Annotated in this window: 23 protein-coding genes; 6 read left to right on the top strand and 17 right to left on the bottom strand. The window is 73.0% G+C overall.

What is annotated here, in order from left to right:
- Window positions 1-15 precede the first annotated feature (15 nt).
- On the bottom strand, window positions 16-906 hold the full coding sequence (locus tag J2S44_RS33950; protein WP_310422428.1) for a S1C family serine protease: 891 nt from the start codon (window positions 904-906) through the stop codon (window positions 16-18).
- Window positions 907-1,647: 741 nt separating this feature from the next.
- Here J2S44_RS33950 and J2S44_RS33945 point away from each other — a divergent pair.
- Window positions 1,648-2,172 carry a pentapeptide repeat-containing protein gene (locus J2S44_RS33945; RefSeq protein WP_310422425.1) on the top strand — a complete coding sequence of 175 codons (525 nt, stop codon included), beginning with the start codon at window positions 1,648-1,650 and terminating at the stop codon, window positions 2,170-2,172.
- A 12-nt stretch (window positions 2,173-2,184) separates the two neighbouring features.
- Here J2S44_RS33945 and J2S44_RS33940 read toward each other — a convergent pair whose 3' ends face one another.
- From J2S44_RS33940 to J2S44_RS33925, 4 genes are all read right to left on the bottom strand, one after another.
- Window positions 2,185-2,835 carry a response regulator gene (locus tag J2S44_RS33940; protein WP_310422422.1) on the bottom strand — a complete coding sequence of 217 codons (651 nt, stop codon included), beginning with the start codon at window positions 2,833-2,835 and terminating at the stop codon, window positions 2,185-2,187.
- Complete coding sequence (locus J2S44_RS33935) at window positions 2,832-4,058, bottom strand: sensor histidine kinase (RefSeq protein ID WP_310422419.1); 1,227 nt, start codon at window positions 4,056-4,058, stop codon at window positions 2,832-2,834. Before J2S44_RS33935 ends, J2S44_RS33940 begins: the two co-directional genes overlap by 4 nt.
- Before the next feature lie 10 nt (window positions 4,059-4,068).
- Window positions 4,069-5,553, bottom strand: coding sequence for an FAD-binding oxidoreductase (locus tag J2S44_RS33930; protein ID WP_310422416.1), 1,485 nt, complete (start codon window positions 5,551-5,553; stop codon window positions 4,069-4,071).
- A gap of 85 nt (window positions 5,554-5,638) precedes the next feature.
- The gene (locus J2S44_RS33925) at window positions 5,639-7,645 is read right to left on the bottom strand and encodes a phosphocholine-specific phospholipase C (protein WP_310422413.1); all 2,007 of its coding nucleotides are present in this window, start codon (window positions 7,643-7,645) and stop codon (window positions 5,639-5,641) included.
- A gap of 177 nt (window positions 7,646-7,822) precedes the next feature.
- On the opposite strand from J2S44_RS33925, the gene J2S44_RS33920 reads away from it, so the two are divergent.
- Window positions 7,823-9,589 carry a sulfatase-like hydrolase/transferase gene (locus J2S44_RS33920; protein WP_310422410.1) on the top strand — a complete coding sequence of 589 codons (1,767 nt, stop codon included), beginning with the start codon at window positions 7,823-7,825 and terminating at the stop codon, window positions 9,587-9,589.
- 195 nt (window positions 9,590-9,784) lie between these two features.
- Entirely contained in the window at window positions 9,785-10,009 is a 225-nt protein-coding gene (locus J2S44_RS33915) for a ferredoxin (protein WP_310422408.1), read from the top strand.
- A gap of 120 nt (window positions 10,010-10,129) precedes the next feature.
- On the opposite strand, the gene J2S44_RS33910 is transcribed toward J2S44_RS33915, so the two are convergent.
- Entirely contained in the window at window positions 10,130-11,419 is a 1,290-nt protein-coding gene (locus J2S44_RS33910) for an ammonium transporter (RefSeq protein WP_310422405.1), read from the bottom strand.
- A gap of 257 nt (window positions 11,420-11,676) precedes the next feature.
- Between J2S44_RS33910 and J2S44_RS33905 the strand changes: the two genes are divergently transcribed.
- Complete coding sequence (locus J2S44_RS33905) at window positions 11,677-13,938, top strand: LLM class flavin-dependent oxidoreductase (RefSeq protein WP_310422403.1); 2,262 nt, start codon at window positions 11,677-11,679, stop codon at window positions 13,936-13,938.
- Entirely contained in the window at window positions 13,935-14,828 is an 894-nt protein-coding gene (locus J2S44_RS33900; protein WP_310422400.1) for an LLM class flavin-dependent oxidoreductase, read from the top strand. The genes J2S44_RS33905 and J2S44_RS33900 overlap by 4 nt, the downstream gene beginning before the upstream one ends.
- 102 nt (window positions 14,829-14,930) lie before the next feature.
- Here J2S44_RS33900 and J2S44_RS33895 read toward each other — a convergent pair whose 3' ends face one another.
- The 8 genes from J2S44_RS33895 to J2S44_RS33860 all read right to left on the bottom strand — a co-directional run bounded on the left by J2S44_RS33895 (window position 14,931) and on the right by J2S44_RS33860 (window position 20,565).
- Window positions 14,931-15,461 carry a DNA-directed RNA polymerase subunit beta family protein gene (locus J2S44_RS33895; RefSeq protein ID WP_310422397.1) on the bottom strand — a complete coding sequence of 177 codons (531 nt, stop codon included), beginning with the start codon at window positions 15,459-15,461 and terminating at the stop codon, window positions 14,931-14,933.
- Window positions 15,462-15,613: 152 nt separating this feature from the next.
- Window positions 15,614-16,531 carry an arginase family protein gene (locus tag J2S44_RS33890; RefSeq protein WP_310422393.1) on the bottom strand — a complete coding sequence of 306 codons (918 nt, stop codon included), beginning with the start codon at window positions 16,529-16,531 and terminating at the stop codon, window positions 15,614-15,616.
- A 48-nt stretch (window positions 16,532-16,579) separates the two neighbouring features.
- Window positions 16,580-17,155, bottom strand: coding sequence for a MerR family transcriptional regulator (locus J2S44_RS33885; protein ID WP_310422391.1), 576 nt, complete (start codon window positions 17,153-17,155; stop codon window positions 16,580-16,582).
- 178 nt (window positions 17,156-17,333) lie between these two features.
- Window positions 17,334-17,798, bottom strand: coding sequence for a bifunctional nuclease family protein (locus J2S44_RS33880; RefSeq protein WP_310422388.1), 465 nt, complete (start codon window positions 17,796-17,798; stop codon window positions 17,334-17,336).
- A 188-nt stretch (window positions 17,799-17,986) separates the two neighbouring features.
- On the bottom strand, window positions 17,987-18,745 hold the full coding sequence (ftsR, locus tag J2S44_RS33875) for a transcriptional regulator FtsR (RefSeq protein WP_374727935.1): 759 nt from the start codon (window positions 18,743-18,745) through the stop codon (window positions 17,987-17,989).
- A gap of 34 nt (window positions 18,746-18,779) precedes the next feature.
- Entirely contained in the window at window positions 18,780-19,226 is a 447-nt protein-coding gene (gene odhI, locus J2S44_RS33870; protein ID WP_307246713.1) for an oxoglutarate dehydrogenase inhibitor Odhl, read from the bottom strand.
- 239 nt (window positions 19,227-19,465) lie between these two features.
- Window positions 19,466-19,846 (bottom strand): glycine cleavage system protein GcvH, encoded by a 381-nt coding sequence (gcvH, locus tag J2S44_RS33865; RefSeq protein WP_310422383.1) that lies wholly within the window; start codon window positions 19,844-19,846, stop codon window positions 19,466-19,468.
- Between the two features lie 29 nt (window positions 19,847-19,875).
- Window positions 19,876-20,565, bottom strand: coding sequence for a DUF881 domain-containing protein (locus tag J2S44_RS33860; RefSeq protein ID WP_374727934.1), 690 nt, complete (start codon window positions 20,563-20,565; stop codon window positions 19,876-19,878).
- On the opposite strand from J2S44_RS33860, the gene J2S44_RS33855 reads away from it, so the two are divergent.
- A complete protein-coding gene (locus J2S44_RS33855; protein WP_310422378.1) occupies window positions 20,531-21,157 on the top strand; it encodes a hypothetical protein in 627 nt (208 codons plus the stop codon). The two genes, J2S44_RS33860 and J2S44_RS33855, sit on opposite strands and share 35 nt — an antisense overlap.
- A gap of 221 nt (window positions 21,158-21,378) precedes the next feature.
- Here the strand turns inward: J2S44_RS33855 and J2S44_RS33850 are convergent, their stop codons facing one another.
- The 3 genes from J2S44_RS33850 to clsA are packed head-to-tail and all read right to left on the bottom strand — an operon-like array spanning window position 21,379 to window position 23,317.
- Window positions 21,379-21,711, bottom strand: coding sequence for a small basic family protein (locus J2S44_RS33850; protein WP_307246706.1), 333 nt, complete (start codon window positions 21,709-21,711; stop codon window positions 21,379-21,381).
- Complete coding sequence (locus J2S44_RS33845) at window positions 21,711-22,688, bottom strand: DUF881 domain-containing protein (RefSeq protein WP_310422375.1); 978 nt, start codon at window positions 22,686-22,688, stop codon at window positions 21,711-21,713. Before J2S44_RS33845 ends, J2S44_RS33850 begins: the two co-directional genes overlap by 1 nt.
- Window positions 22,685-23,317, bottom strand: coding sequence for a cardiolipin synthase ClsA (clsA, locus tag J2S44_RS33840; protein WP_374727933.1), 633 nt, complete (start codon window positions 23,315-23,317; stop codon window positions 22,685-22,687). Before clsA ends, J2S44_RS33845 begins: the two co-directional genes overlap by 4 nt.
- Window position 23,318 lies beyond the last annotated feature (1 nt).

Below are 23,318 nucleotides of genomic sequence, written 5' to 3'. Positions count from 1 at the left end.
GTTTCTCCTTCTCGTCTACAGGGGCGGGGCCTGGCCGTCGCCCTCGCTCGCGCCGAGCGCGGCACCGATCGGGACCGCGAAGCCGATGCCGATGAACGTGCCCGCGTCGGTCGGGTTCGCCAGCGCCACCACGATGCCCACCACCTCCGCACGGTCGTTGATCAGCGGCCCGCCCGAACTGCCCGGGTTGACCGCCGCGTCGAACTGGATGAGTCCCGGCAGATCGGGCTCGTTCCCGCGATCCAGCGTGCGATCGAGCGCGGAGACGACCCCGCTGGTGGTGGTCCCGGTCAGGCCCAGCGGGTTGCCGATCGCCACCACCGCCGCACCGACCCCGACGGCACCACCCAGCGTGGCCGGGACCAGCGTCTCCGGCAGCCGGTCCGGTCGCAGCACCGCGATGTCCAGGTCCGGCTGGGCCCGCGCGATCGTCGCCGGCGTCGTGCTGCCGTCCGGGTACGTGACGGTGATCGCCTGCCCGTTGTCGACCACGTGATGAGCGGTGAGGACCGTGCCGTCCGCGTTCGCCAGCACCCCGGTCCCGGTCGACCCGCCGGCGGTTATCCGCACCACGGACGGCAGCACCGCCTCGTAGATCTGCGGCACGCTCAGCGGCCCCTCCGACGCGCTCGGCGACGGCGCCGCCGCCGACGGCACGGCCGCCGGCTCCCCGCGGGCGCTCTGGAACACGACGAGCCCGGTGATGACGACGGCCCAGACCGCGACCGCACCGGTCAGCAGCCGCCGCCGGTCCAGCCGCCGCCCCGGCCGCGCCCCGCCCTCCGGCGTCCCGCCCGGCACCGGGGGCGTCCCGGCCGGCACCGGGGTCGTCCCGGCCGGCTGCGAAACGGACGCGGGGTCGCGCACCACGGTCATCACCACCGGCGCCCGACGGTCGGTCTGCATCCACCGACTGTAGGAGCCCCACCTCGGAATCCGCCAGGCAAGTGGAACACGCTACGTAGCGGAACCCGGCGGACACGCCACGACTCGTACCCTGGCTGCGCGCTTTCCGCCGGACCGCCCGCCCGCGGCGACCCCGCGCGGACCCGATGTGCGGGATGCTTGGCCGGTGCAGCGTCCAGAGACACCGAAGGCCGCCCGCCGCCGCGGTCCCGCGGATCTCGCCCGCTGTCGCCCCATATCGTCCTGGATCCTGATCGCCACCTGCATCGCCATCCTGGGCGCGGTTGCTGCCGCCGGCGGGTGGATGTGGACCCAGACCGACGTGAGCGGAAGCATTCCCACCGATGGACTGACACCGAAAGAGCTGGCGGAGACACGGCTACGGGCCGCGCAGCTCCGCGCGGACGTCATCCGGAACATCCTGGGCGTCGCGGCCGGCGCCGGAGCCGTCATCGCGCTGATCCTGACCCTGCGGCAGACGATCGTCGATCTCCTTTGCGCCTGTCTCCGGATGCCCTACGATCCGGAACCGGGCTCGACGGACGCGACACCCCTCGGAGCGCTCACCGCCGGCGGCACACCGGAGGCCGACGCCATCACCCGGCAGGAACGGGAGGTGCGGCTGACCGCCCCAGAGCATCATCGCCCGGCACCTGAAGAATCCGGCGCCGCGGCCCCACGGCGGCATACCTCGACGCGTCCGAGGCATCCTTCCTCGGCGCGGCGAGCTTCGGCCGCTGCGTGGCGGACGATGCGGAATTCGGCCGGTCGGTGTTCTACCGGCGAGCCGTCTTCAGGGACTCGACCTTCGCCGAGCGGGTCGGCTTCAGCAGGGCGCTGTTCTTCGGCGACGTGCTGTTCCGGGGCGCGGAGCCGGCGGCGACGGACTTCGACGGATGCCGGTTTCTCGGCCGGGCCGACTTCTCGCAAGTCGTCTTCCACGCCGGCATCCGGATGCGCGACCTGGAGTTCGGTGAGCCGATCGCGCTGACCGGCAGCATCACCGGGTCGACGACGGACCGGCTCTGGGTTCCCGGCGGGTGGGAGATCGGTGCGGAGCTCGATGGCGTTCCCGCCTACTTCTCCGTGGCGGAAGCGTCGCGCACGCCCCTCGAACCGGACGGTCCCGCAGCCGACCCGGGGAGCGCGGGACACGCCGCCGCGGATCTCACCGAGGTGCATCCGGGAGTGATCGCCGCCCGGTCGACGCGACCGACACAGTTCGCCAGGGCGCTGGGCACGAACGAACCGCCCACCCGCCGATAGTGGCCCGGGGCGCTACCGGGTGCCGGCCGGTGGGCGTGGGGTGAGCAGGCCGCGGTGGAAGGCCTCGGTGACCGCGGCGGCGCGATCGTTGACCTTGAGTTTGGCGTAGATGCTGAGCGTGTGGGACTTGACCGTGGCCTCGGTCAGGAAGAGCTTGGTGGCGATCTCCCGGTTGGTGGCGCCGGCCGCGATGAGCCGCAGGACCTCGATCTCGCGCGGGCTGAGCGGGCTCGGCGGTGGGGTGCGGACGCGGTCCATCAGCAGCGCGGTGACGGACGGCGCCAGCACGGGCTCGCCGCGGGCGGCGGCACGGACCGCGCGGGTCAGGTCCTCGCGGGTGGCGTCCTTGAGCAGGTAGCCGACCGCACCGGCCTCGATCGCGGGCAGCACGTGATGGTCGGTGTCGTAGGTGGTCAGTACCAGCACGCGGGTCTCCGCGGCGAGTTCCCGGGTGGCGGCCAGACCGTCGGTGCCGGGCATGCGCAGGTCCATCAGCACCACGTCGGGGTGCAGCGCGCGGGCCAGCCGGATCGCCTCGGCGCCGTCGCCGGCCTCGCCGGCCACCTCGAAGCCGGGGTCCGCGTCGAACAGGCTGACCAGGCCGTCGCGGACGATCGGGTGGTCGTCGACGATCAGCAGCCGGATCGGCGCGGCGTCGCTCATGCCGGTCTCCCGTCGTCGATGGTGCGCAGCGGCACGCGGGCGGAGACGCCGGTGCCGTCGCGCGCGTCGGACTCGATCTGCAGCGTGCCGGAGAGCGCCTCGATCCGCTGTCGCATCGCGGTCACACCGAAGCCACCCGCGAAACCGCCGGCCCCGGCGGCACCGGACCCGCCACCGGACCCGCCACCGGACGCGGCACCGGACCCGCCACCGGACGCGGCCGCACCTGCACCGTCGCCGGTGGCCGGGAAACCGCGGCCGTCGTCGCGGATGTCGAGAGCCACCTCGGCGTCCAGGAAGGACAGCGTGACCCCGGCGCGGGTGGCGCGGGCGTGCTTGGCCACGTTCGTCAGTGCCTCCTGCGCGACGCGGAGCAGCGCGTCCTCCGCGTCCGGCGGGATCGGCAGCGGCGTGCCGGTCGTGGTGAACCGGACCGGGATGCCGTGCAGCGCCGACCAGCGCGACGCCACCCCGTCCAGCGCCTCGGCCAGCCGCGCGGTGCGCAGCGGTTCGGGGCGCAGCGCGTGCACGGAGCGGCGCGCCTCGGTCAGGCTCTCGCCGGCGAGCGCGGTCGCGGCCTCGACGTGCCGCCGCCGGCGGTGCGGGTCGTCGTCGGCGTGCGCGGCGGCCCGGAGCTGGCTGATGATGCCGGTCAGGCCCTGGGCGAGCGTGTCGTGGATCTCGCGGGCCATCCGCCGGCGTTCGTCCCGTACCGCCGCGTCCGTGGCCTGTGCCAGCAGCCGTTCGTGGAGTGCGGCGTTCTCCGCGAGCGACGCGGCCAGGCGGTGGTTGGCGTCGCGCGCCTCGGCGAGCGCGGCCTCGCGTTCCTCCTCGTGCCGGGCGGCGCGCCGGACGAACCAGGAGAAGCCACACATCGGTACCACGTTGCCGGCCACCACCGCGGCCCAGATCAGCGGGTGGTCCACACCGGACGACTGCGCGGTGCCGGCCACCGCCGCGCAGCCGGCCACCGCGACCGGCTGCCACGGCCAGTCCAGCTGCCGGAACGCGTTCACGTAGGAGACCGGCGTGAACAGGCCGAACCACGGCGTCAGCAGCACCAGCACCGCGTTGAGCGCGATCAGCCCGGCGACGAACCCGCCACGGCGCCACCACGGTTGCAGCATCCAGGCCGCGGTCAGCGCGCACACCGCGAGCACGGCCGGTGCGCCGGCGTTGACCGCCGCGAGCGCGGCCAGCAGCGCGAACGGCCACCACCTCATGGGCCGCAATCTACAGTGGCTCGACGGACAGGCCGTGCCGGAACACGTTCCGGGCGTCGTACCGCGTCTTGATCTGCCGCAGGCGCGCGTGGTTGCCGCCGTAGTAGGCGGCGCGCGGCAGGTCGGTGTCCGGATAGTTGATGTACGACCCGTCCGCGGGCACCGCGCCGAACACGTCCGTGTAGACGTCCCGCGTCCAGGCGATCATCGCGTCGTCGTGCGCCTCCTCCCGCCACACCGCCTGGCAGAGCGCCTTCATCACGGCGGACCGCTGCCAGATCGCGGTGGCGTCCGGCGCGACCGCGTTCGCCTGCCCGCCGTACCCGATGAGTGACGTGCTTCCGCCGTAGGCGCCGGTCAGGTGCCGCCAGATCGCGGCGAGCTGGTCGTCCGAGTACGCCCGTCGCAGGTAGGCGGCCTTGACCTTGTAGCGCCGGACCAGCACGTCACCCGGTTCGCCGGTGCCCGGCCAGGTCATCCGGTGCAGCCACGGGATCGGCGTGCGCAGGTCCAGCACCGGGGTGAGCCCGGTCCCGGCGGTCACGTCCGCGACGAACCGGTCGGTCAGCCCGCCCGCGTCCGGCAGGTCCGCGTCGGTCTGCGCGACCAGCATGACCGTGCCGGCCGTGCGGTGCGACGCCTCCAGCACGCCGTAGACGCCGCACTCCGGGGCGCCGGGCGCGCTGTGCCGCTCGTGCCAGGCACCGAAGTTGCGGATCAGGCCGGTCAGCGCGGCCTCGGTCATCCCGTCCCAGGACCAGACGAGCACGTGCTGCAGCATCGTGCGCGGCGACGGCGGCAGGTCGCGGAACAGGTACCTGGTGACCACGCCGAAGCTGCCGCCGCCCGCGCCGGTGTGCGCCCACCACAGGTCGCGGTGCGGGTCGCCGGGCTCCCGGGTGGCGACGACCGTGCGGGCACCGCCGGCGGCCGGCACCACGACCTCCACGCCGTACAGGTGGTCGGCGACCGTGCCGAACCGGCGGGACAGCGGCCCGTATCCGCCGCCGGCGACGTGCCCGCCCGCGCCGACCTCCGGGCAGCCGCCACCGGGGACGGTGACGCCCCAGCCGGTGAACAGCGCCCGGTAGACCTCGCCGAGGGTGGCGCCGGGCTCGACGTAGTGCGCCCGGTGGGCCGTGTCCCAGCCGACCCGGTTCAACGGCGACAGATCCAGCAGCAGGCGTACGGCCGGGTCCGCGGTGAAGTTCTCGAAGCAGTGCCCGCCGCTGCGCGGTGCGATGCGGCGGCCGGTCCGGACCGCGTCGGCGACCGCGCGCACCACGTCCGCGGTGGACGACGCGATCCGGATCTCGTCGGGCCGGCCGGCGAACCGGTGGTTGTTGCCGCGCAGCAGGTTGTCGTAGCGGCGGTCGCCGGGCCGGACGGCGATCGCGGGCGCGGCCGCCGCGGCCTCGGGGAGTCCGGCGACGCCGAACCCGGTGGCACCGACGGCGGCGGCCGCGAGAAGGCCCCGGCGACTGATCTCTGTCATGCCCTCAGCCTGCCGGGACGGCCCGGCCGGGCGCATCGCCCGGCCGGTGGGGAGCGGCGGTGGATCCCGCCGCTCCACCGAACGGTCAGATCAGTCCACCCATGCCCGGGTCGCTGATGCTCGGCCTGCCGTTCTCGACGTGACCGGCGTAGCGCAGCTCGGTGTCCGCGGCCGTGACGGTCAGGTCGTACCAGCCGCGGGTGCGGGCCAGTGACCAGCGCTCCGAGCGGCTCTCCCGCGGCCGGAGCGTGAGCGTGCGGGCGCGGCTGCGGTAGCGGTCCGCGACCCGGACCTCGGCGCGGACCGCGGACCGGTTGGTGATCTCCAGGATCACCTCCAGGCGGTGCTCGTCGTACCGGGCCCGGACGTCCACCGGCGTGCCCGCGCCGACCGCGAAGCGCCGGTAGAAGCCGTTCGGCCCGTGCACCTCGGTCTCGCGCAGGCCGGCGAGCGACTCGGTGATCTCCGCGCCGTTGCCGACCGTGACGCTGCGCGGGTCGCGGTCCGGCGAGCGGACGCCGAACACGGCCGCGGCACCGCCGTCGCTGCGCAGGCGAAGATCGGCACCCCGAAGGTCCGCGTACAGCCGGTACGGGAGTGCGCGCGCCGGCCGTACCCCCTTCTCCTGGGTGGGCAGTTTCGGGTCGGCCGGCGGGACCGGGACCTCGTCCGGGTGCCGGGTCAGGTCCGCCGGCCGGTACGAGCCGGTGTCCGGCAGCCGCACGTGCGCGGAGTCGTTCGGCGTGCGAAAGTCGAACGCGCCGGTCAGATCGCCGGTGATCGCGCGCCGCCACGGCGTGATGTTCGGCTCGCGCACCCCGAACCGCGCCTCCAGGAAGCGGATCAGCGACGTGTGGTCGGACAGCCGCGAGTCGACCCAGCCACCGCGCGTCCACGGCGAGACGATCACCATCGGTACGCGCATGCCCAGCCCGTACGGCCCGGGGACCAGCGTCGCGTCGCCGGGGAAGAGTTCGTTCACGGTCGGCACGGTGGAGACGTCCGGGGTCGGCGGGACCAGGTGGTCGAAGAAGCCGCCCTCCTCGTCGTACGTGATGAACAGCGCCATCCTGCTCCACACCTCCGGGTGCGCGGCGAGGATGTCGATGACCTGCGAGACGTACCAGGCGCCGTAGCCGGGCTCCCAGTTCGGGTGCTCGCTGTACGCCTCCGGGGCGACGATCCAGGACACCTGCGGCAGCCGGCCGGCGGCCACGTCCGCCTCGAAGTCGGCCAGCAGCCGCTCCGGGTCGCGTCCCTCGTCCACGACGGACGTGCCGGTGCGGCTCCGCCGGTGCAGGTCGTCACCCGGTGTGGCGGTGCGGTAGCGGTTGAAGTAGAGCAGCGAGTTGTCGCCGTAGTTGCCGATGAACGGGTCCTGCGTCCAGCCCCACGATCCGGCCGCGTCCAGCCCGGTGCCGACGTCCTGGTAGATCCGCCACGAGACGCCCGCCTCGGACAGCCGCTCCGGATATGTCGTCCAGTCGTAGCCCAGTTCCGCGTTCGTCACGACCGGCCCGCCGCCCCGCCCGTCGTTGCCGACCCAGCCGGACCACATGTGGTAGCGGTTCGGGTCGGTCGGCCCGAGCAGCGAGCAGTGGTAGTTGTCCAGCACCGTGAACGCGTCCGCCAGCGCGTACTGGTACGGCAGGTCGCCGCGCACGTGGTGGGTCATCGTGGTGACGCCCTTCTGCGGCACCCAGGCGTCGAACCGGCCCCCGTTCCAGGCCGCGTGCCCGTCGTTCCAGCCGTGCGGCGGGTCCGGCAGGAACATCCGTCCCACGTCCGGCACCTCCGGGCGGAACGGCAGCAGCACGCCGTCCCCGTGCGGCTGCCGCCAGACCGGGTCGCCGTTGCGCAGCCGCGCCGGATGCGGGTCGGCGAAGCCCCGCACGCCGCGCAGCGCGCCGTAGTAGTGGTCGAACGACCGGTTCTCCTGCATCAGGAAGATGACGTGCTCGACGTCGCGAATGCTGCCGTGCCGGCTGTCCGGCGCGATCCGTACCGCGCGCTCCAGGCCACCCGGCAGGGCCGCCCCGACCGCGGGCGCGCCGAGCATGGCCAGAAAGCTACGCCGATCGACGGTGCTCATGGTGCCCCACGCTAGGAGCGCAACCTTGCCTCCAGGTGACCACCAGCCGTCCCCCGCACGACGGACCGGATCGGCAGAAAGATCGCGTGGTGTTGAACGCAGCGGGCCGGTGCGGACGTACCTAGGGCCGGGTAGGTCGGACGGCCCGTACGGGTCCCGCTGCGAAGGAACTCACCGTTGTCGCTGATCACGCGCTTCCGCCGTACACCAGGTCTGGACATGCCGGTGGACACGCCGCCGGACGACGTGACCGCGACCGTGATCGCCGAAGCCGACGCCCCGGACGCCGCACCGGTACCCGGGCCGCGGAGCACCGGTGGCGCCGGGCGCGCGCGGCTGCGGACGGCCGCCGGGTGGATGGTCACGCTGCTCGCCGCCGTGCTGGTGCTGGGCGCGCTGCTGTCGCCGAACCAGGTGAGCAGCCTCGGGCCGGCGGCGTTCCTCCGGATCCCGCTCGAGGCGCTGATCGCGGTCGCCGTCCTGCGGCTCCTGCCGCGCCGGCCGCGGACCGTGCTCGCGGCGGTGCTCGGCGCGCTGCTCGGCCTCCTGCTGATCGTCAAGCTCGTCGACATGGGCTTCTACACCACGCTGTCCCGGTCGTTCGACCTGGTGCTGGACTGGCCGTTCTTCGCGGACGCCTACAACATCGTGCAGGGCAACACGAACACGGCCGTGGCCTGGCTGGTGCTGATCGGCGTGGTGCTGCTGGCGGTGGGCGTGCTGGCGCTGACGGCGGCCGCGACGATCCGGCTGTCCGGGTTCGTGGTGCGGCACGACCGGGCCTCGGTCCGTACCGTGGCGGTGCTGACCGTGATCTGGGTGTTGATCGCCGGCACCGGGCTGCGGGCCGATCCGGGCGGACCGGTGGCCGCGTGGAGCACCGCGCGGATGGCCGCGGACAAGGTGCGCCAGATCAACACCGGGCTGGCCGACTCGCGCGAGTTCGCGGAGCTGGCCGCGAACGACGCGTTCCGGGACGTGCCGCCGGAGCGGCTGCTGACCGGGCTGGCCGGCAAGGACTTCTTCCTCACGTTCATCGAGAGCTACGGGCGGACCGCGGTCGAGGGCCCGGACTACACCGGCCCGGTGACGACCGCGCTGGACGCCGGCGAGGAGCGGCTGACCGCGGCCGGGTTCAGCGCCCGCAGCGGCTGGCTGACCTCGCCGACCGCGGGTGGTGGCAGCTGGCTGGCGCACTCCACGCTCCAGTCCGGGCTGTGGATCGACAACCAGCAGCGGTACCGCAACCTGGTCAGCACCGAGCACACCACGCTGACCGGCGCGTTCCAGCGCGCGGACTGGCGGACCGTCGGCATCATGCCCGCGCTCACCTACGCCTGGCCCGAGCAGCACTTCTACGGCTTCGACCAGGTCTACGACTCGACCACGATCGGGTACGAGGGCGAGCACTTCACCTGGGTGGTGGTCCCGGACCAGTTCTCCTACTCCGCGTTGCAGCGCCGCGAGCTCGACGTGCACGACGGCCCGGTGATGGCGGAGATCGACACGCTGTCCAGTCACTCGCCCTGGACGAAGCTGCCGCGGATGGTCGACTGGACCGCGGTCGGTGACGGCACGATCTTCACCCCGCAGGCCCGGGCCGGTGTGCCCACCCGCGAGCTGTGGAGCAACTCCGACCGGGTCCGCGCCGCCTACCGGCAGTCCATCGAATACTCGATCGAGGCGCTGACCTCGTGGATCGCCACCTACGGCACCGACGACACCGTGGTCGTGTTCCTCGGCGACCACCAGCCCGCGCCGATCATCACCGGCGACGGCGCCAGCCGCGACGTCCCGATCACGATCGTCGCCAAGGACCCGGCCGTCCTGGACCGCGTCGCCTCCTGGGAGTGGACGCCCGGGCTCAAGCCGGCCCCGGACGCCCCGGTCTGGCGGATGGACTCGTTCCGCGACCGCTTCCTGACCACGTTCAGCGACCTCTAGAGCCGGCGGTGCTGTCGACAGCCTGCGCGAACGCGTGCCGGCGGACCTCGGCCGGAAGGCCGGGAGCGGCGCGGCCCGGTAGTGCTTTCGGCCAGAACCGTGCCGGGATTGGCGTCATCCGCGATCTCCGCGTCTGGTGCCCGGATTGACGGTCAGGAACGATGTCATAGACCGACAGTGAGCGGGAGGCGGCGCATGAGTGCGTTTCGGGTCGAGGTCGACGGCGGGAGCTGCATCGGCTCCGGGATGTGCCGCTCGATCGCCCCGGAGGTCTTCGACCTCGACGAGGACGCCGGCCTGGTCCGCCTGCTCGACTCGCGGCCACCCGCCCACACCGCGCTGGCGGTCCGCGAGGCCGTCCTCCGGTGCCCGGCCGCCGCCATCGTCAGCCACGAGCGACCGGCACCGGTCCGGACCTGACCCCCGCACACCGGACGGCGGCGCGGCCGAACCCGACGGCCCCGGCGCGGCCGAACGCGACGGCCCCGGCGCATCCACCCGGGAGGAGTGGGTGGGGCGCCGGGGCCGGGCGAGCGGCGATCAGGCCTTGACGGGCTCCGGCTCGGTGGCCGGGGTGGCCGGGTCGGGGCCGAGGAAGTCGTAGCCGGACTCGCGGTGGACGCTGTCGATGCCCTCCTGCTCGACCTCGGGGCTGACCCGCAGGCCGACCGTCAGGTCGAAGAGCTTCGCGATGACGAACGTCAGCACGAAGCTGTACGCCAGCACCGCGACCGCCGCGATGGTCTGGTCGAGCAGCAGCTCGACGCCGCCGCCGAAGAACAGGCCGTCGCGCTCGTTCGGCGCGTCGGCGGTGGCGAGGAAGCCGATCAGCAGCGTGCCGATGATGCCGCCGACCAGGTGCACGCCGACCACGTCGAGCGAGTCGTCGTAGCCGAGCTTGTACTTGAGGTTGACGGCGAGCGCGCAGAGCGCACCGGCGATCGCGCCGATGACGAGCGCGCCGAGCGGGTTCACGGCGCCGCAGGCGGGGGTGATCGCGACCAGGCCGGCGACGATGCCGGAGGACTTGCCGAGCGAGGTCATCGCGCCGCCGCGGAACCGCTCGACGACGATCCAGGCGAGGCCGGCGGCGGCCGCGGCCGCGACCGTGTTGAGCACGACCACGGAGGCGGAGTTGCCGGCGGCGAGCGCGGAACCGCCGTTGAAGCCGAGCCAGCCGAACCAGAGCAGGCCGGCGCCGAGCGCGGTCAGCGGCAGGTTGTGCGGCTTGTGCGGCGACGACGGCCAGCCGGTGCGCTTGCCGAGCACGATGACGACGGCGAGCGCGGCGATGCCCGCGTTGATGTGGACCGCGGTGCCACCGGCGAAGTCGATCGCGCCGACGTCGTTGGCGATCCAGCCGCCGACGACGGTGTCGCTGTCGAACGCGAAGACCCAGTGCGCGACCGGCAGGTAGACCAGCGTGGCCCAGACCGCGGTGAACGCGAGCCAGACGCCGAACTTCATCCGGTCGGCGACGCCGCCGGCGATCAGCGCGGTGGTCAGCGCCGCGAACAGCATCTGGAACACGGCGAACAGCGCCGGCGGGATGGTGGCGGACTCGTCCTCGGCGATCACGCCGCCGAGGCCGAAGTTCGCGGTGTCCAGGCCGAGGACGCCGGCCCCGCCGATGGAGTCACCGAACGCGAGCGAGTACCCGTAGAGCACCCAGATGACGCAGACCACGATGGCCGCGCCGAAGGTCATCATGACCATGTTGATGACGCGCTTGGCGCCGACCATGCCGCCGTAGAACAGCGCGAGGCCGGGCACCATGAGCAGGACCAGCGCGGTGCTGGTCAACACCCACGCGGTGCTTCCACTGTCCACTGTATGTACTCCCTCGAGTCTTCGAAGCGTTGTGAGCGGCAGTGAACTCAAGGTTGATTACGGGCGGTAACGCGCGGTGTTGCGTGATCGTTTCCTGACGTTCCGAAACATTTAAAACCGTGCGACGGTACGGATCCGCGGTGTTGATCATGGTCGCGCGGCCGGCGTGGTGCACCGTGGGCGGCGAATGTCACATCCGTTTCCGCCCGGATCTGGCACACTGGTTGATGCATCAACCTAAGACGGAGAGCGTGATCATGAGTTACGGACACCCCCTCGAGTTCGGCACGTTCGTCACGCCCGGGAACGCGCCGCCGCACGACCCGGTCGACCTGGCGAAGCGCTCCGAGGAGCTCGGGTTCGACCTGGTCACGTTCCAGGACCATCCGTACCAGCCGAGATTTCACGACGTCTGGACGCTGCTGGCCTGGGTGGCCGGGCAGACGTCGCGCATCCGCCTCGCGCCGAACGTGATCAACCTGCCGCTGCGTACCCCCTCGGTCCTGGCCCGCGCCGCCGCCTCGCTCGACCTACTCTCCGGCGGGCGCCTGGAACTCGCGCTCGGCGCCGGCGGCTTCCCGGACGCGGCGCGGGCGATGGGCGCGACCGTGCGGCCGCCGCGGGAGAAGATCGAGGCGCTCAGCCAGGCGATCGACGTGATCCGCGAGTTGCAGGACCTCTCCAGCGGCCGGCCGGCGCGCGCGGGCGGCGAGTTCCACCGCGTCGTCGGCGCGCAGCGCGGCCCGGCCCCGGCGCACGCGCTCCCGATCTGGGTCGGCGGCGTCAAGCCCCGCATGCTGCGGCTGATCGGCGCCAAGGCGGACGGCTGGCTCCCGTCGCTGCCCTACATCGGCCGGGACGGCGTCACGGCCGGCAACAAGATCATCGACGAGGCCGCGGTGGCGGCCGGCCGTGAACCGGCTGACATCCGCCGGCTGCTCAACATCTCCGGCGCGTTCCAGGACACGTCCGCCGGCTTCCTGCAGGGCCCGCCGGCGCAGTGGGTCGACGAGTTGCTGCCGCTGATCCTGGAGGACGGTGTCGGCACGCTGATCCTGATGACCGACTCGGCCGCCGACATGGAGACGTTCGCGACCGAGGTGATGCCGGCCCTGCGCGCCGCCGCGGCACCGCTGGCGAGGACCAACCACCGGCCCTCCGCGGTACGCGCGAAGCGCCGCCCCGGCATCGGCTACGACGACGTGCCGGCCTCGCTCGCCCGGTCCGCGGTCGAGCCCGGCGACGTGGAGTACCCCACGGTCCGGTCGAACTACATGCGCGGCGGCTCCCCCGGCCTGGTGCTGCGACCGTCCACCCCGGACGAGGTCGGCGACGCGCTGCGGTTCGCCGCCGGCCACCGCCACCTGCCGTTCGGTGTCCGCAGCGGCGGCCACGGTGTCAGCGGCCGGTCCACCAACGACGGTGGCGTCGTGCTGGACATGGGCCGGTTCCGGACCTTCGAGGTGCTGGACCCCGCGTCCCGGCTGGTCCGGATCGGCGCCGGGATGCGCTGGATGGAGGTGGCCGCGGCGCTCGCCCCGCACGGCTGGGCGCTGACCTCCGGCGACTACGGCGGCGTGGGCGTCGGCGGGCTCACCACCGCGGGCGGCATCGGCTGGATGACCCGCAAGTACGGGCTGACCCTCGACCACGTCCGCGCCGCGACCGTGGTGCTGGCGGACGGCTCGGTGGTGCGCGCATCCGCGGACGAGCACCCGGACCTGTTCTGGGCGCTGCGCGGCGCGGGGGCGAACGTCGGCGTGGTGACCGACTTCGACTTCCGGGTCGACGAGGTCGGCGACGTGGGCTGGGGCCAGTTCGTGCTGGACGCGTCCGACACCGCCGGCATGCTGGTCCGGTACGGGCAGGCGGTCGAGGCCGCGCCACGCGACCTGACCGCGAACCTCCTGATGGGCCCGCCGCAGCCGGGCCAGCCGTCGTTCGCACAGGTCATGGCGCTGGTCGACGCCGCCGACCCGGAGACCGTCGTGGAGCAGATGACGCCGATCGCCTCGGTGTCCGCGCTCTACGACCAGAACGTGGTGATCGCGCCGTACTCCGCGGTGATCTCGAACGCGTCCACCGAACCGCACCGCGGTCAGGGCGAGCCGGTCAGCCGGTCCGGGTTCGTCCGGCACCTGACCCCGGAGGTGGCGGCCGGCATCGCCCGTCTGCTGGCCAGCGGCGCCACCTACTTCTTCCAGATCCGCGCGGTCGGTGGCGCGGTCTCCGACGTCGCGGTGTCCGACACCGCGTACGCGCACCGGGACGCGAACTTCCAGATCGCCGCGATCGGCAGCAACCGGCAGCGGCTCGACCGGGTCTGGGACCGGGAGCTCTACCCGCTGATGGAGGGGCTCTACCTCAGCTTCGAGACCGACCCCCGGCCGGAGCGGCTGACCGACGCCTTCCCGCCGGCCACGCTGGCCCGGCTGCGGACGATCAAGGCGGTCTACGACCCGACGAACCTGTTCCGCGACAACTTCAACATCACCCCCGCAACGGAGGACCGGTCATGACCGACTACGGACACGAGCTGATCTTCGGCGCGTTCGTCACGCCCGCGGCCCGGCCGCCGCAGCAGGCCGTCGAACTGGCCGTCGCGGCGGACGGGTTCGGGCTGGACGTGGTCACCTTCCAGGACCACCCGTACCAGCCGTCCTTTCACGACGCGTGGACGCTGATGAGCTACGTCGCGTCCCGCACCAGCCGGATCAAGGTCGCCGGGAACGTGCTCAACCTGCCGCTGCGCGAGCCCGCGGTGCTGGCCCGGGCGGTCGCGTCGCTGGACCTGCTCTCCGGCGGCCGGGTCGAGCTCGGCCTGGGCGCGGGCGCGTTCTGGGACGCGATCGAGGCGATGGGGGGGCGGCGGCTCACCCCCGGTCAGGCCGTGGACGCGCTGGCCGAGGGCATCGAGATCATCCGCTCGGTGTGGGACACGTCGGTCAAGGGCGGCGTGCGGGTGCCCGGCAGGTACTACACGGTGGACGGTGCGAAGCGCGGCCCGACGCCGGCGCACGACGTGTCGATCTGGGTGGGCGCGCTCAAGCCGCGCATGCTGGCGCTGACCGGTCGGCTCGCGGACGGGTGGCTGCCGTCGCTGGCGTACCTGAAGGGCGGCCCGTCCGACCTGACCGACATGAACGCGCGGATCGACGCGGCGGCCGTGGACGCCGGGCGGTCCGCGTCCGACGTCCGGCGGCTGCTGAACGTGGGCGGGTCGTTCGGCGCGCAGAGCCGGGGCTTCCTGAACGGGCCGCCGGACCAGTGGGCCGAGGAGCTGGCCGGGCTGACGCTGGAGTACGGCACCAGCGGCTTCATCCTGGCCGCGGACGATCCGGCCGCGCTCGAGCTGTTCGCGAAGGAGGTCGCGCCGGCGACCCGGGAACTGGTGGCGGCGGAGCGCTGACGCCCGCACCGGCGCGCCCGCCCTCGCCGCGGCGCGCCGGGCCCGCGAACGCACGGCGACGCCGCCCGCCGGGAGGCCGACGTGGCCTCCCGGCGGACCGGGTCAGCCGGCGACCGGCACGTGCTCCCACTCGGCGAACGCGCCCGGCCATTCCTTCGTCTCCGCCACGTACGGCGCCTCGTGCTGGTGGTAGGCCCGCAGCCACGACTCGGACAGCGGGTTGGACACCCGCCAGGTCGGCACGGACCAGTCGCTCTTGGACGCCCGGAACACCTGGTGCGGGTTGGTCTCGTCGCAGTCGCGGAGCGCCAGCCGGCCGTTGTCCGGCAGGTACTCCCCGATCAGCTCCAGGCACTCCCGCACGTTCTTCCGCACCGTGAACACCGGCCGGCCGTCCGCGTCGACGTCGAGCTCCCGCGTCAGCCAGATCTGCGCGAACGACCCGTCGCACGGCTTGACCCGCACGATGGACCCGCCCGTGCTGTCGTCCCGGACCGCGGTCAGGCAGCCGTCCAGTCCGACGTTGCGGATGTAGGACGGCTCCAGGCCCGGAGCCGCGTGGGCGGCCCCGGGGAGTGCCATCGCCGCGAGAGCCCCGGCGATGACCGCCACGTACCGCACCTTGATTCGCATGATGTTTCCCCCCGTATCGGGCCGGTGGCGTGGTTTGCCCGCAACGGGCCGGCCCACCGGCGCACCGCGCACATCGTGTCACCGCGATCACCGGTGCGGGCGTGATCAGGGGAAATGCACCCCGGAACGGGTGACGCGCGCGGCCGTGCCGGTCACACCCGCGGGACGGCCGCCGCGGGCAGGGCACTCCCGATCGCGGCCACGAAGTCGCGCAGCACGGTGTCGTCCGGCGCGTGGTCCGGATTGATCTCGGTCAGCACCAGGGCGGCGAACCGCGGGGAGGCGGCGAGCACGGCCAGCGACGCGGTCAGCTCCGCCAGGGTCAGGCCGGCCGGGTCGCCGCCGGAGTCCGGGACGTCGGCGAGCGGCACGTCCACGAACGACAGCACGTCCACGTCCAGGTGCAGCACGAACGGCCGGCCGGTCGCCTCGATCGCGGTCCGCGCGCGCCGGGCCGCGGTCGTGGCGTCCGCGTGGACCTCGGCCGCGGTGACGTACGGGATGCGCAGCTCGTCCAGCAGGCGGCGCTCCGGGTCGTCGTCACCGGCCAGCGCGTCACCGTAGCTGACGATGTCGGACGGGTGCAGCAGCGGCGTCACCGGCCCGATCCCGGCGAGCTCGGGCGCGCAGCCCGGCAGGCCCAGCAGGTGCGCCGTACCCATCGCGTCCAGATTGCCGTTCGCCCTGGTCATCGGCGTGAAGAGGTCGGGCCCACCGTCCACGTAGAGCAGCGCGGGCGCGGTGCCGTGCCGGACGAAGCCGGCGACCACGCCGACCGTGATCGAGCAGTCCCCACCGATCACGACCGGCCGCTGCGCACGCGCGAGCACGCCGGCCACCGCGTCCGCCGTCTCGGCCGCCACGCGCGCGACCGCGCCGACGTTCTTCGCGTTCGGGCGCTCCCGGTCCGGCCGCCAGCGGAACGCGGCCACGTCGCCGTGGTCCTCCGCGCCGCCGGCCAGGACCGCGGCGAGCCCGGCCCGCCGGATCGCGGCCGGTCCCTTCTCCAGGCCGGGCGTGTGCGCTCCCGCGCTGGACGGTACGCCGACGATTCCCCAGGCCGCATCCATGACGATCATTCTGTCACGGGCGCGGCGTCCGCCCCGGCCGGGGAACGATCAGCCGGCCCGCCGGCGGGCCCGTCGCGCCGCGAGCTCGTCGCCGAAGGACTCCACCGGCTCCGGGTCCGCCGCGGGCCGGGCGAAGACCGCCGGCTCCCCCGGCAGGTGCGACAGCGAGCCCTGGATCTCCTTGAACGCGCCGCCGATCGCGATGCCGAACACGCCCTGCCCGCCCTGGAGCAGATCGACGACCTCCTCCGGCGACCGGCAGTCGTACACCGTCGTGCCGTCCGAGATCAGCGTGATCCCCGCGAGGTCCTCGACGCCGTGCGACCGCAGCGTCTCGATCGCCTTGCGGATGTTCTGCAGCGAGACCCCGGCGTCGAGGAGGCTCTTGACAACCTTGAGAACGACCAGGTCGCGGAACGAGTACAGCCGCTGGGTCCCGGAGCCGGAGGCGTCGCGGATGCTCGGGACGACCAGCTGGGTCCGTGCCCAGTAGTCGAGCTGCCGGTAGCTGATGCCGACCGCGTGGCAGGCGGTCACGCCGCGGTATCCCACGGTGCCGTCCTCGCCGATCCCGATGCCGTCGTCGACCCCTGGGGCCGACCCTGATCCAGCAGATTCGTCCATGCGACTACCTCCCGCTGTGCGGTGCCGCGTCCCTCGACGAGCCCCACCATATAGCGCACATCGGACCGGATCGCGGATGCTTTGCCGCGACACGCCGCGTACGGGGGATCCTGCGCAGCGTGATGACTCCGTCACCGTATCGCAACGCCGCGGAAACCCGTTGATGCCGAGCCGGACGTCAGCCCGCGAAGTCCTCCGGGCGGACGCCCTCGAGGAACTCGCGGAACTTCTCGACCTCGTCCTCCTGCTCGTCCGGGATGACGATGCCGGCCTCGGTGAGCACCTGCTCGGCGCAGCGGATCGGCGCGCCGACGCGCAGTGCGAGCGCGATCGAGTCGCTGGGCCGGGCGGAGACGCGCACGCCGTCGCCGATCAGGAGATCCGCGTAGAACACGTTCTCCTTCAGCTCGGTGATCTCGACGGCCTGGAGCGGCGCCTTGAGCGCCGTCAGGATGTCCCGGAGCAGATCGTGGGTCAGCGGCCGGGCCGGCTTGACCCCCTGCTGCTCGTAGGCGATGGCCGTGGCCTCGACCGCACCGATCCAGATCGGCAGGTACCGGTCGCCCTCGACCTCGCGGAGCAGGACGATCGGCTGGTTGTTGGGCAGTTCCACCCGAACCCCGACCACGCTCAGCTCGCGCACCGCTGCCTCCGTGTCGCTTATGTGTGTACGCCCCGACGCCACCGCACAGCAGCGGCCCCGAGGCGCGTTTCTGCCCCTCACCTGCACGGTACACGGATCACCATGCGTAAGTGCCACCCGCGCCGTGCGGTGCCGGGCACCGTACCCAAGCGAGCCTACGGCACGCGTGTTACGGACAAATCCCCAACTCAGCGCTCAAGGACGTCGCGCAGACCGGCCCGGAGCAGCGCCGCGTGCAGCATCTGCGAAAGTCCGGCCAGCTCAAGCGCGGTCTCGGCGGCCCGGGCCCGGGCGGCGGGGTCACGCTGCCGGGCGAGCGGCGCGATCAGCTGCGCGTAGAGACCCACCTCACGATCGGCCGCGGCCCGGAACGCCCGCAGGTGCCGGGCCTCGATGCCGTGCCGGGCGAGACCCGCGACGGCCTGCGCGACCGCGAGCGCGTCCTCGTCGTACCACCCGGGCGAGCGACACGTGATCAGACCGAGCCGCTCGATCTCGCCGAGCCCGGTGTCCGACAGGCCGGTGCGCTCCAGCAGCTCGGTGCGGCTGCACCGGGTGTCGACGGGTTCCGCGGCCGGCTCGTCATCCGCGGGAGCCCCCACCAGCCGGAGGGCCACCGGCGCGGAGCCGGCGGCCTCCATCTCGGCCAGCTGCGCGCGGATGACGCGCAGCGGGAGGTACTGGTCCCGCTGCGCGGTCAGCACGAATCGCAGGCGCGCGACATCGTCCCAGCTGTACTTCCGGTAGCCGGACGCGGTGCGCTCCGGCTCCACCAGGCCCTCGGCCTCGAGGAAGCGCAGCTTGGAGATCGTCGTGTCGGGGAACTCCGAGCGCAGCTCGGACAGCACCTCGCCGATGCTCATCAGCCGGCGCCCGTCCTGCTGCGCCGCCCGGTGGTTCCCGGGCGGCGGACCGGGGAAGGCGGCCGCCGCCCCGGATACGGTCATGACATCTCCTCGCTAAACAGGAGGATCAAGGTCATCAGCGGCCACCCTCGTCCGGGCGCGGCCCGGCGATGAAGACGAGCCGGAACTTGCCGATCTGGACCTCGTCGCCGTTGGAGAGCGTCGCGGCCTCGACCCGCTCCCGGTTGACGTAGGTGCCGTTGAGGCTGCCCACGTCGCGGACCGTGAACGTGCCGCCGTCACGGTGGAACTCGGCGTGCCGGCGGGAAACCGTGACGTCATCGAGGAAGATGTCGCTGTCGGGGTGCCGGCCGCTGGTCGTCACGTCGTGGTCGAGCAGGAACCGGGCGCCGGCGTTCGGCCCCCGGCGGACGACGAGCAGAGCCATGCCGGGCGGCAGCGAACCGGACATCCGGCTGGGCACCACGTCGGCATCCGGACCCTCGAGGACCTCGTCGAGCGAACCCAGGTTCAGCGTCGACGTGACGTCGAGCGGGGGGAACTCGTCGTCTGGGCGCGTCATCGGACCACCTCGTGTCTGTTTCGGTCGCGCGTCCCCCGGACCGGGACAACCGCCGGTCAGCGCCCGGCGGGGCCTCCCCCGGCTGCCATCCGTGGCATGTGAAGGACGTTCGACAATGCGGTTTCAATATCAAGTTCTCGCGTGACTACGGCAGAGTAGCCAGCGGGGTACAGTGCGGCAACCGGACGCGCGCAACGCGTCAGGTTGTCAGATATCACACTCTGTCGGTGCGACGAAAACTACTTGTTGATCAGTTCACCGTAGGCCGCGCCGTCGAGCAGGCCCGCGACCGAGGCCGGGTCCGCCGGAGTGATCTCGATCAGCCAGCCCTCACCGTACGGATCGGTGTTGATCAGCTCGGGCTGGTCGTCCAGCGCGGCGTTCTTCGCGGCCACGGTGCCGGAGATCGGGGCGTAGATCTCCGAGACGCTCTTGGTCGACTCGACCTCGCCCAGCGACTCGCCGGCCTGGACCGTCGCGCCCACGTCGGGCAGCTGCACGAAGACGATGTCGCCCAGCGCCTGCTGCGCGAAGTCGGTGATGCCGACACGCACGGCGGCGGAGCCGTCACCGGACACCCACTCGTGTTCGGCGGTGTATCGCAGGTGCTCAGGAATCACGGGTCGTTCGTCCTTCGATGAGAGCCGGGTCAGGAGACCGGCCGGGCGTACCGCAGCGTGGTGACGTCATGGATCGCAGACACGTCCACCACACCTTGCTCTTGCACGGTCACGTTACCGCCGTCATCCGTGATCGATTCGATCACCCCGCCGGGAATGCGCAACGCGGTGTCCATCGTCTTCGGGTCGCCGATCACGGTGATCGTGTAGGTGGACGTCAGCCGCTTGCCGTCGACGACCACGCCGAACCGGTCGCCGCCCTGCCCGGCCGGGGAGTCCTGGAACGAGGTGGACGCCACGACCCGCACCGCGGTGCCGTCGCCGCCCTCGATCTGCATCGCCTCCGCGCCCGCGCCGCGCAACTCCTGCACCGCGTTGAGCAGCGCGTCCGACTCGACCTGGTCCTGTCCCCCGTTGATCCGGATGACCAGCCCGGTGCCGCGCGCCGGCAACTCACCGGCGAGCACGCCGAGGTCGTCCGCGCGCTCGGTCGCCTCGCGCAGCGCCGCCTCGGCACCCTCCGCGCCGGAGCTGAGCGACTGCTTGCTGTCCTCCAGCGCGGTGACCTCCTGCTGCAACCGCTGCTCCTGCGACTCGAGGTCGGACAGGATCCGGACCAGGTCCTCCTGCCGCGCGGTGAGCAGCGTCGAGTCGCCGTCGTTCGCCTTCAGCTGCACGACCAGCGTGAACCCGAACAACAGCAACAGCACCGCGATCATCACGGTGGTCGCGGAGAACCGCCGCGACGCCGGCGCCGCGTCGGTCCCCGATCCATCCGACGGTACGGACGGCGGCACCTCGGCCGCGGCCGGCAACCCGGCGTCGTCGCGCTCCGGCTTCGCCGCTGCCGGGGCTGCGCGTTCCACCGGGACCCGGCTCGGCGCGACGATCTTCCGCGCTTCCGCGGGCGCGCTCTCCGCGGAAGCGGCCACCGGCGGGACGGCCGGCTGCCGCGGGGGCACCGGAGCGGGCCTCGGCGCGCCCGGACTGACCGGCACGACCGGCGCCGGCTTCGCCACCGGCGTGCTGCCCGGCGCCACGGCCGGCGTGCTGCCGGGCGTCGCGGCCGGCGTGCCACCCGGCTTTGTGCCCGGCGTGCTGCCGGGCGTCGCGACCGGCTTTGTGCCCGGCGTGCTGCCGGGCGTCGCGACCGGCGTGGTGGCCGGGGTGGTGCCGGGCGGCGTCGGGCTCGGCTTCCGCGGCGCGGTCCGCTCCGGGTCGGTGCCGGTCTTCGCGGGCACGACCTCGGACGGCGGCGCCACCGGCGGCAGCATCACGGGCGGCACGGACGTCGCCGCCGGCTCGGTGTGACGCAGATCCGCCCGGGTCAGTTCGACCGTCGTCTCGTCCCCGGCCGGCGGGTTCTTCGGTTTCGGCGAGTCGGCTCGCATCGGCTCGTCGCTGCTCATGCCGGATTACCCTCCGGGCTGCGGCTACATGGGGGTCGGCTGTCCGGGAGGCGGCGGCCACCCGGGGGTCGGTGGTGAGCCACGGACTCGCGCGCAAGCTCGCTCATCGGCACACGCTACCCGTCAGGCGCTGAACAGGTGGCGGCGGATGGCGGCCACGTTGCCGAAGATCCGGACGCCGAGCACGACCACGACGCCGGTGGAGAGCTGCCCGCCCACGCCCAGCTGGTCACCCAGGTAGACGATCACGGCGGCGACCAGCACGTTCGAGATGAAGGAGATCACGAACTGCTTGTCGTCGAAGTTCCGGTCGAGCCGCGCCCGGACGCCGCCGAACACCGCGTCCAGCGCCGCCACCACCGCGATCGGCAGGTACGGCTGGAGCGCCGGTGGCACGGTCGGGTCCAGGAACACGCCGAGCAGGACGCCCGCTATCAACGCGATGACCGCGTACATCAGTCGCCTTCCGGGGAGGTCGGGGTGGTCGGGGTGGGGGTGCCGGACGGACCGGGGGCTTCCGGCGTGCCGCTGACGGTCGCGGGCGGCGTCGGCTCCGGCGACCGGTAGGCGTGCTCCAGGTCTCCGCCGGCCGCGGCCGGCAGCGTGAGGTCGTCCCGGCCGTCGACCTCGAACGTCATGCCGTACTTGTCGACCAGCGCGCGGAACAGCGCCGCGCTGCCGGTCTTCTCGAACCGGTCCCTCAGGTCGTCCGGCCCGATCGCCGCCACCTCGTACGGGCTGGTGACCGGCGCGAAGTCGACCAGGATCGCCTCACCCGCGGCCCGGATCGTGGACGTCGCGGTCAGCCGCTCGCCGTTGATCGCGATCGCCTCCGCACCGGACGCCCACAGCGCGTTCGCGATGTCCTGCAGGTCCCGGTCGAGGACCTTGGAGACCTTCTTGCTGCCGCCGGTGACCACGTTCACGTCCGCGTGCCCGTCCGCGACCGTCACGACCACGCCGTCGCCCTCGACGTCGGCGAGCCCGGTGAGCGCCTCCAGGTTGCGCAGCCGCTCCGCGGTGTCGCCCGCCAGGTTCGCCTCGCGCAGCGCGTTCACCTCGGCCCGGAGCGCGGCGGCCCGCTGCTCCAGCCCTTCGGCCGCGTCCTGCCGGGTGCGGATCTGGTCGACCAGCGCGGCGCGGGCCTTGCCCCGGGCCGGCTCCTCGGCCATGGTCTGCCGGTAGGCGATCGCGAACAGGAAGCCGACCAGCACCAGCGTGGTGAGCGCGAGCCCGCGGGCGGACGCGCCGCGCCAGCCGGTCCGCGGTCCCTCCTTGGCGCGCCGGGCGGCCGCGTCCGCGTACCCCGGGTCGAGCGGGTTGCGGAACAGCTCGGTGAGGAAGTCGGGAGCGTACTGGCGCCGGGGGGCCTGGCCGCCGGTCCGCTCGTCCGCCCCGGACGGGTCCGCCGGGCCGTTCGTGGTGTGCGTCATGCGGTCCCGTTCGCCGGGCGGGTCGCGCGGACCAGCAGCGACACCTGGTAGATGTAGAAGAACGCGGCGATCCAGTAGAGCACCAGGCCCCAGATCGCGCAGGCCCAGCCGAACGCGTGCGCGAACGGCCCGGCCGCCTCGGACGCCTTCGACAGCAGCAGCACCGGGAACGCGGCGAGCAGCATGAACGTGGCGGTCTTGCCGACGTAGTGCACCGGCGGTGGACCGTAACCGTGCGCGCGCAGGATCAGCAGGCAGACGCCGAGCACCGCCTCGCGGGCCACCAGCGCGGCCGTGAACTGCCAGGGCACCACCGCGGTCAGCGTGAACGCGACCAGCGTGGCGACGATGTAGAGCCGGTCCACGAACGGGTCGAGCAGCTCACCCAGCCGGCTGACCTGGCCGAGCCGGCGTGCGACCCAGCCGTCCACCCAGTCGGTCGTGCCGCCGATGGCGAGCACGATCAGCGCGGCCACCTGCTGGTCGTCGAAGCCGAGCAGGAGCCAGAGGAACACCGGCACGCCGATCAGGCGCACGAAGCTGATCGCGTTCGGCACCGTGATGACCCGCTCGGTGAAAATGCCCTCGAGCGGTTGTCCGGGCGCCCAAGGCGCAGGCAGACGCGCCACA

Origin of the sequence: Catenuloplanes niger (assembly GCF_031458255.1) — a bacterium.
Classification (GTDB): domain Bacteria; phylum Actinomycetota; class Actinomycetes; order Mycobacteriales; family Micromonosporaceae; genus Catenuloplanes; species Catenuloplanes niger.
The sequence above is the reverse complement of the archived record's forward strand: the minus strand, read 5'-3'. Positions and strand labels throughout refer to the sequence as shown.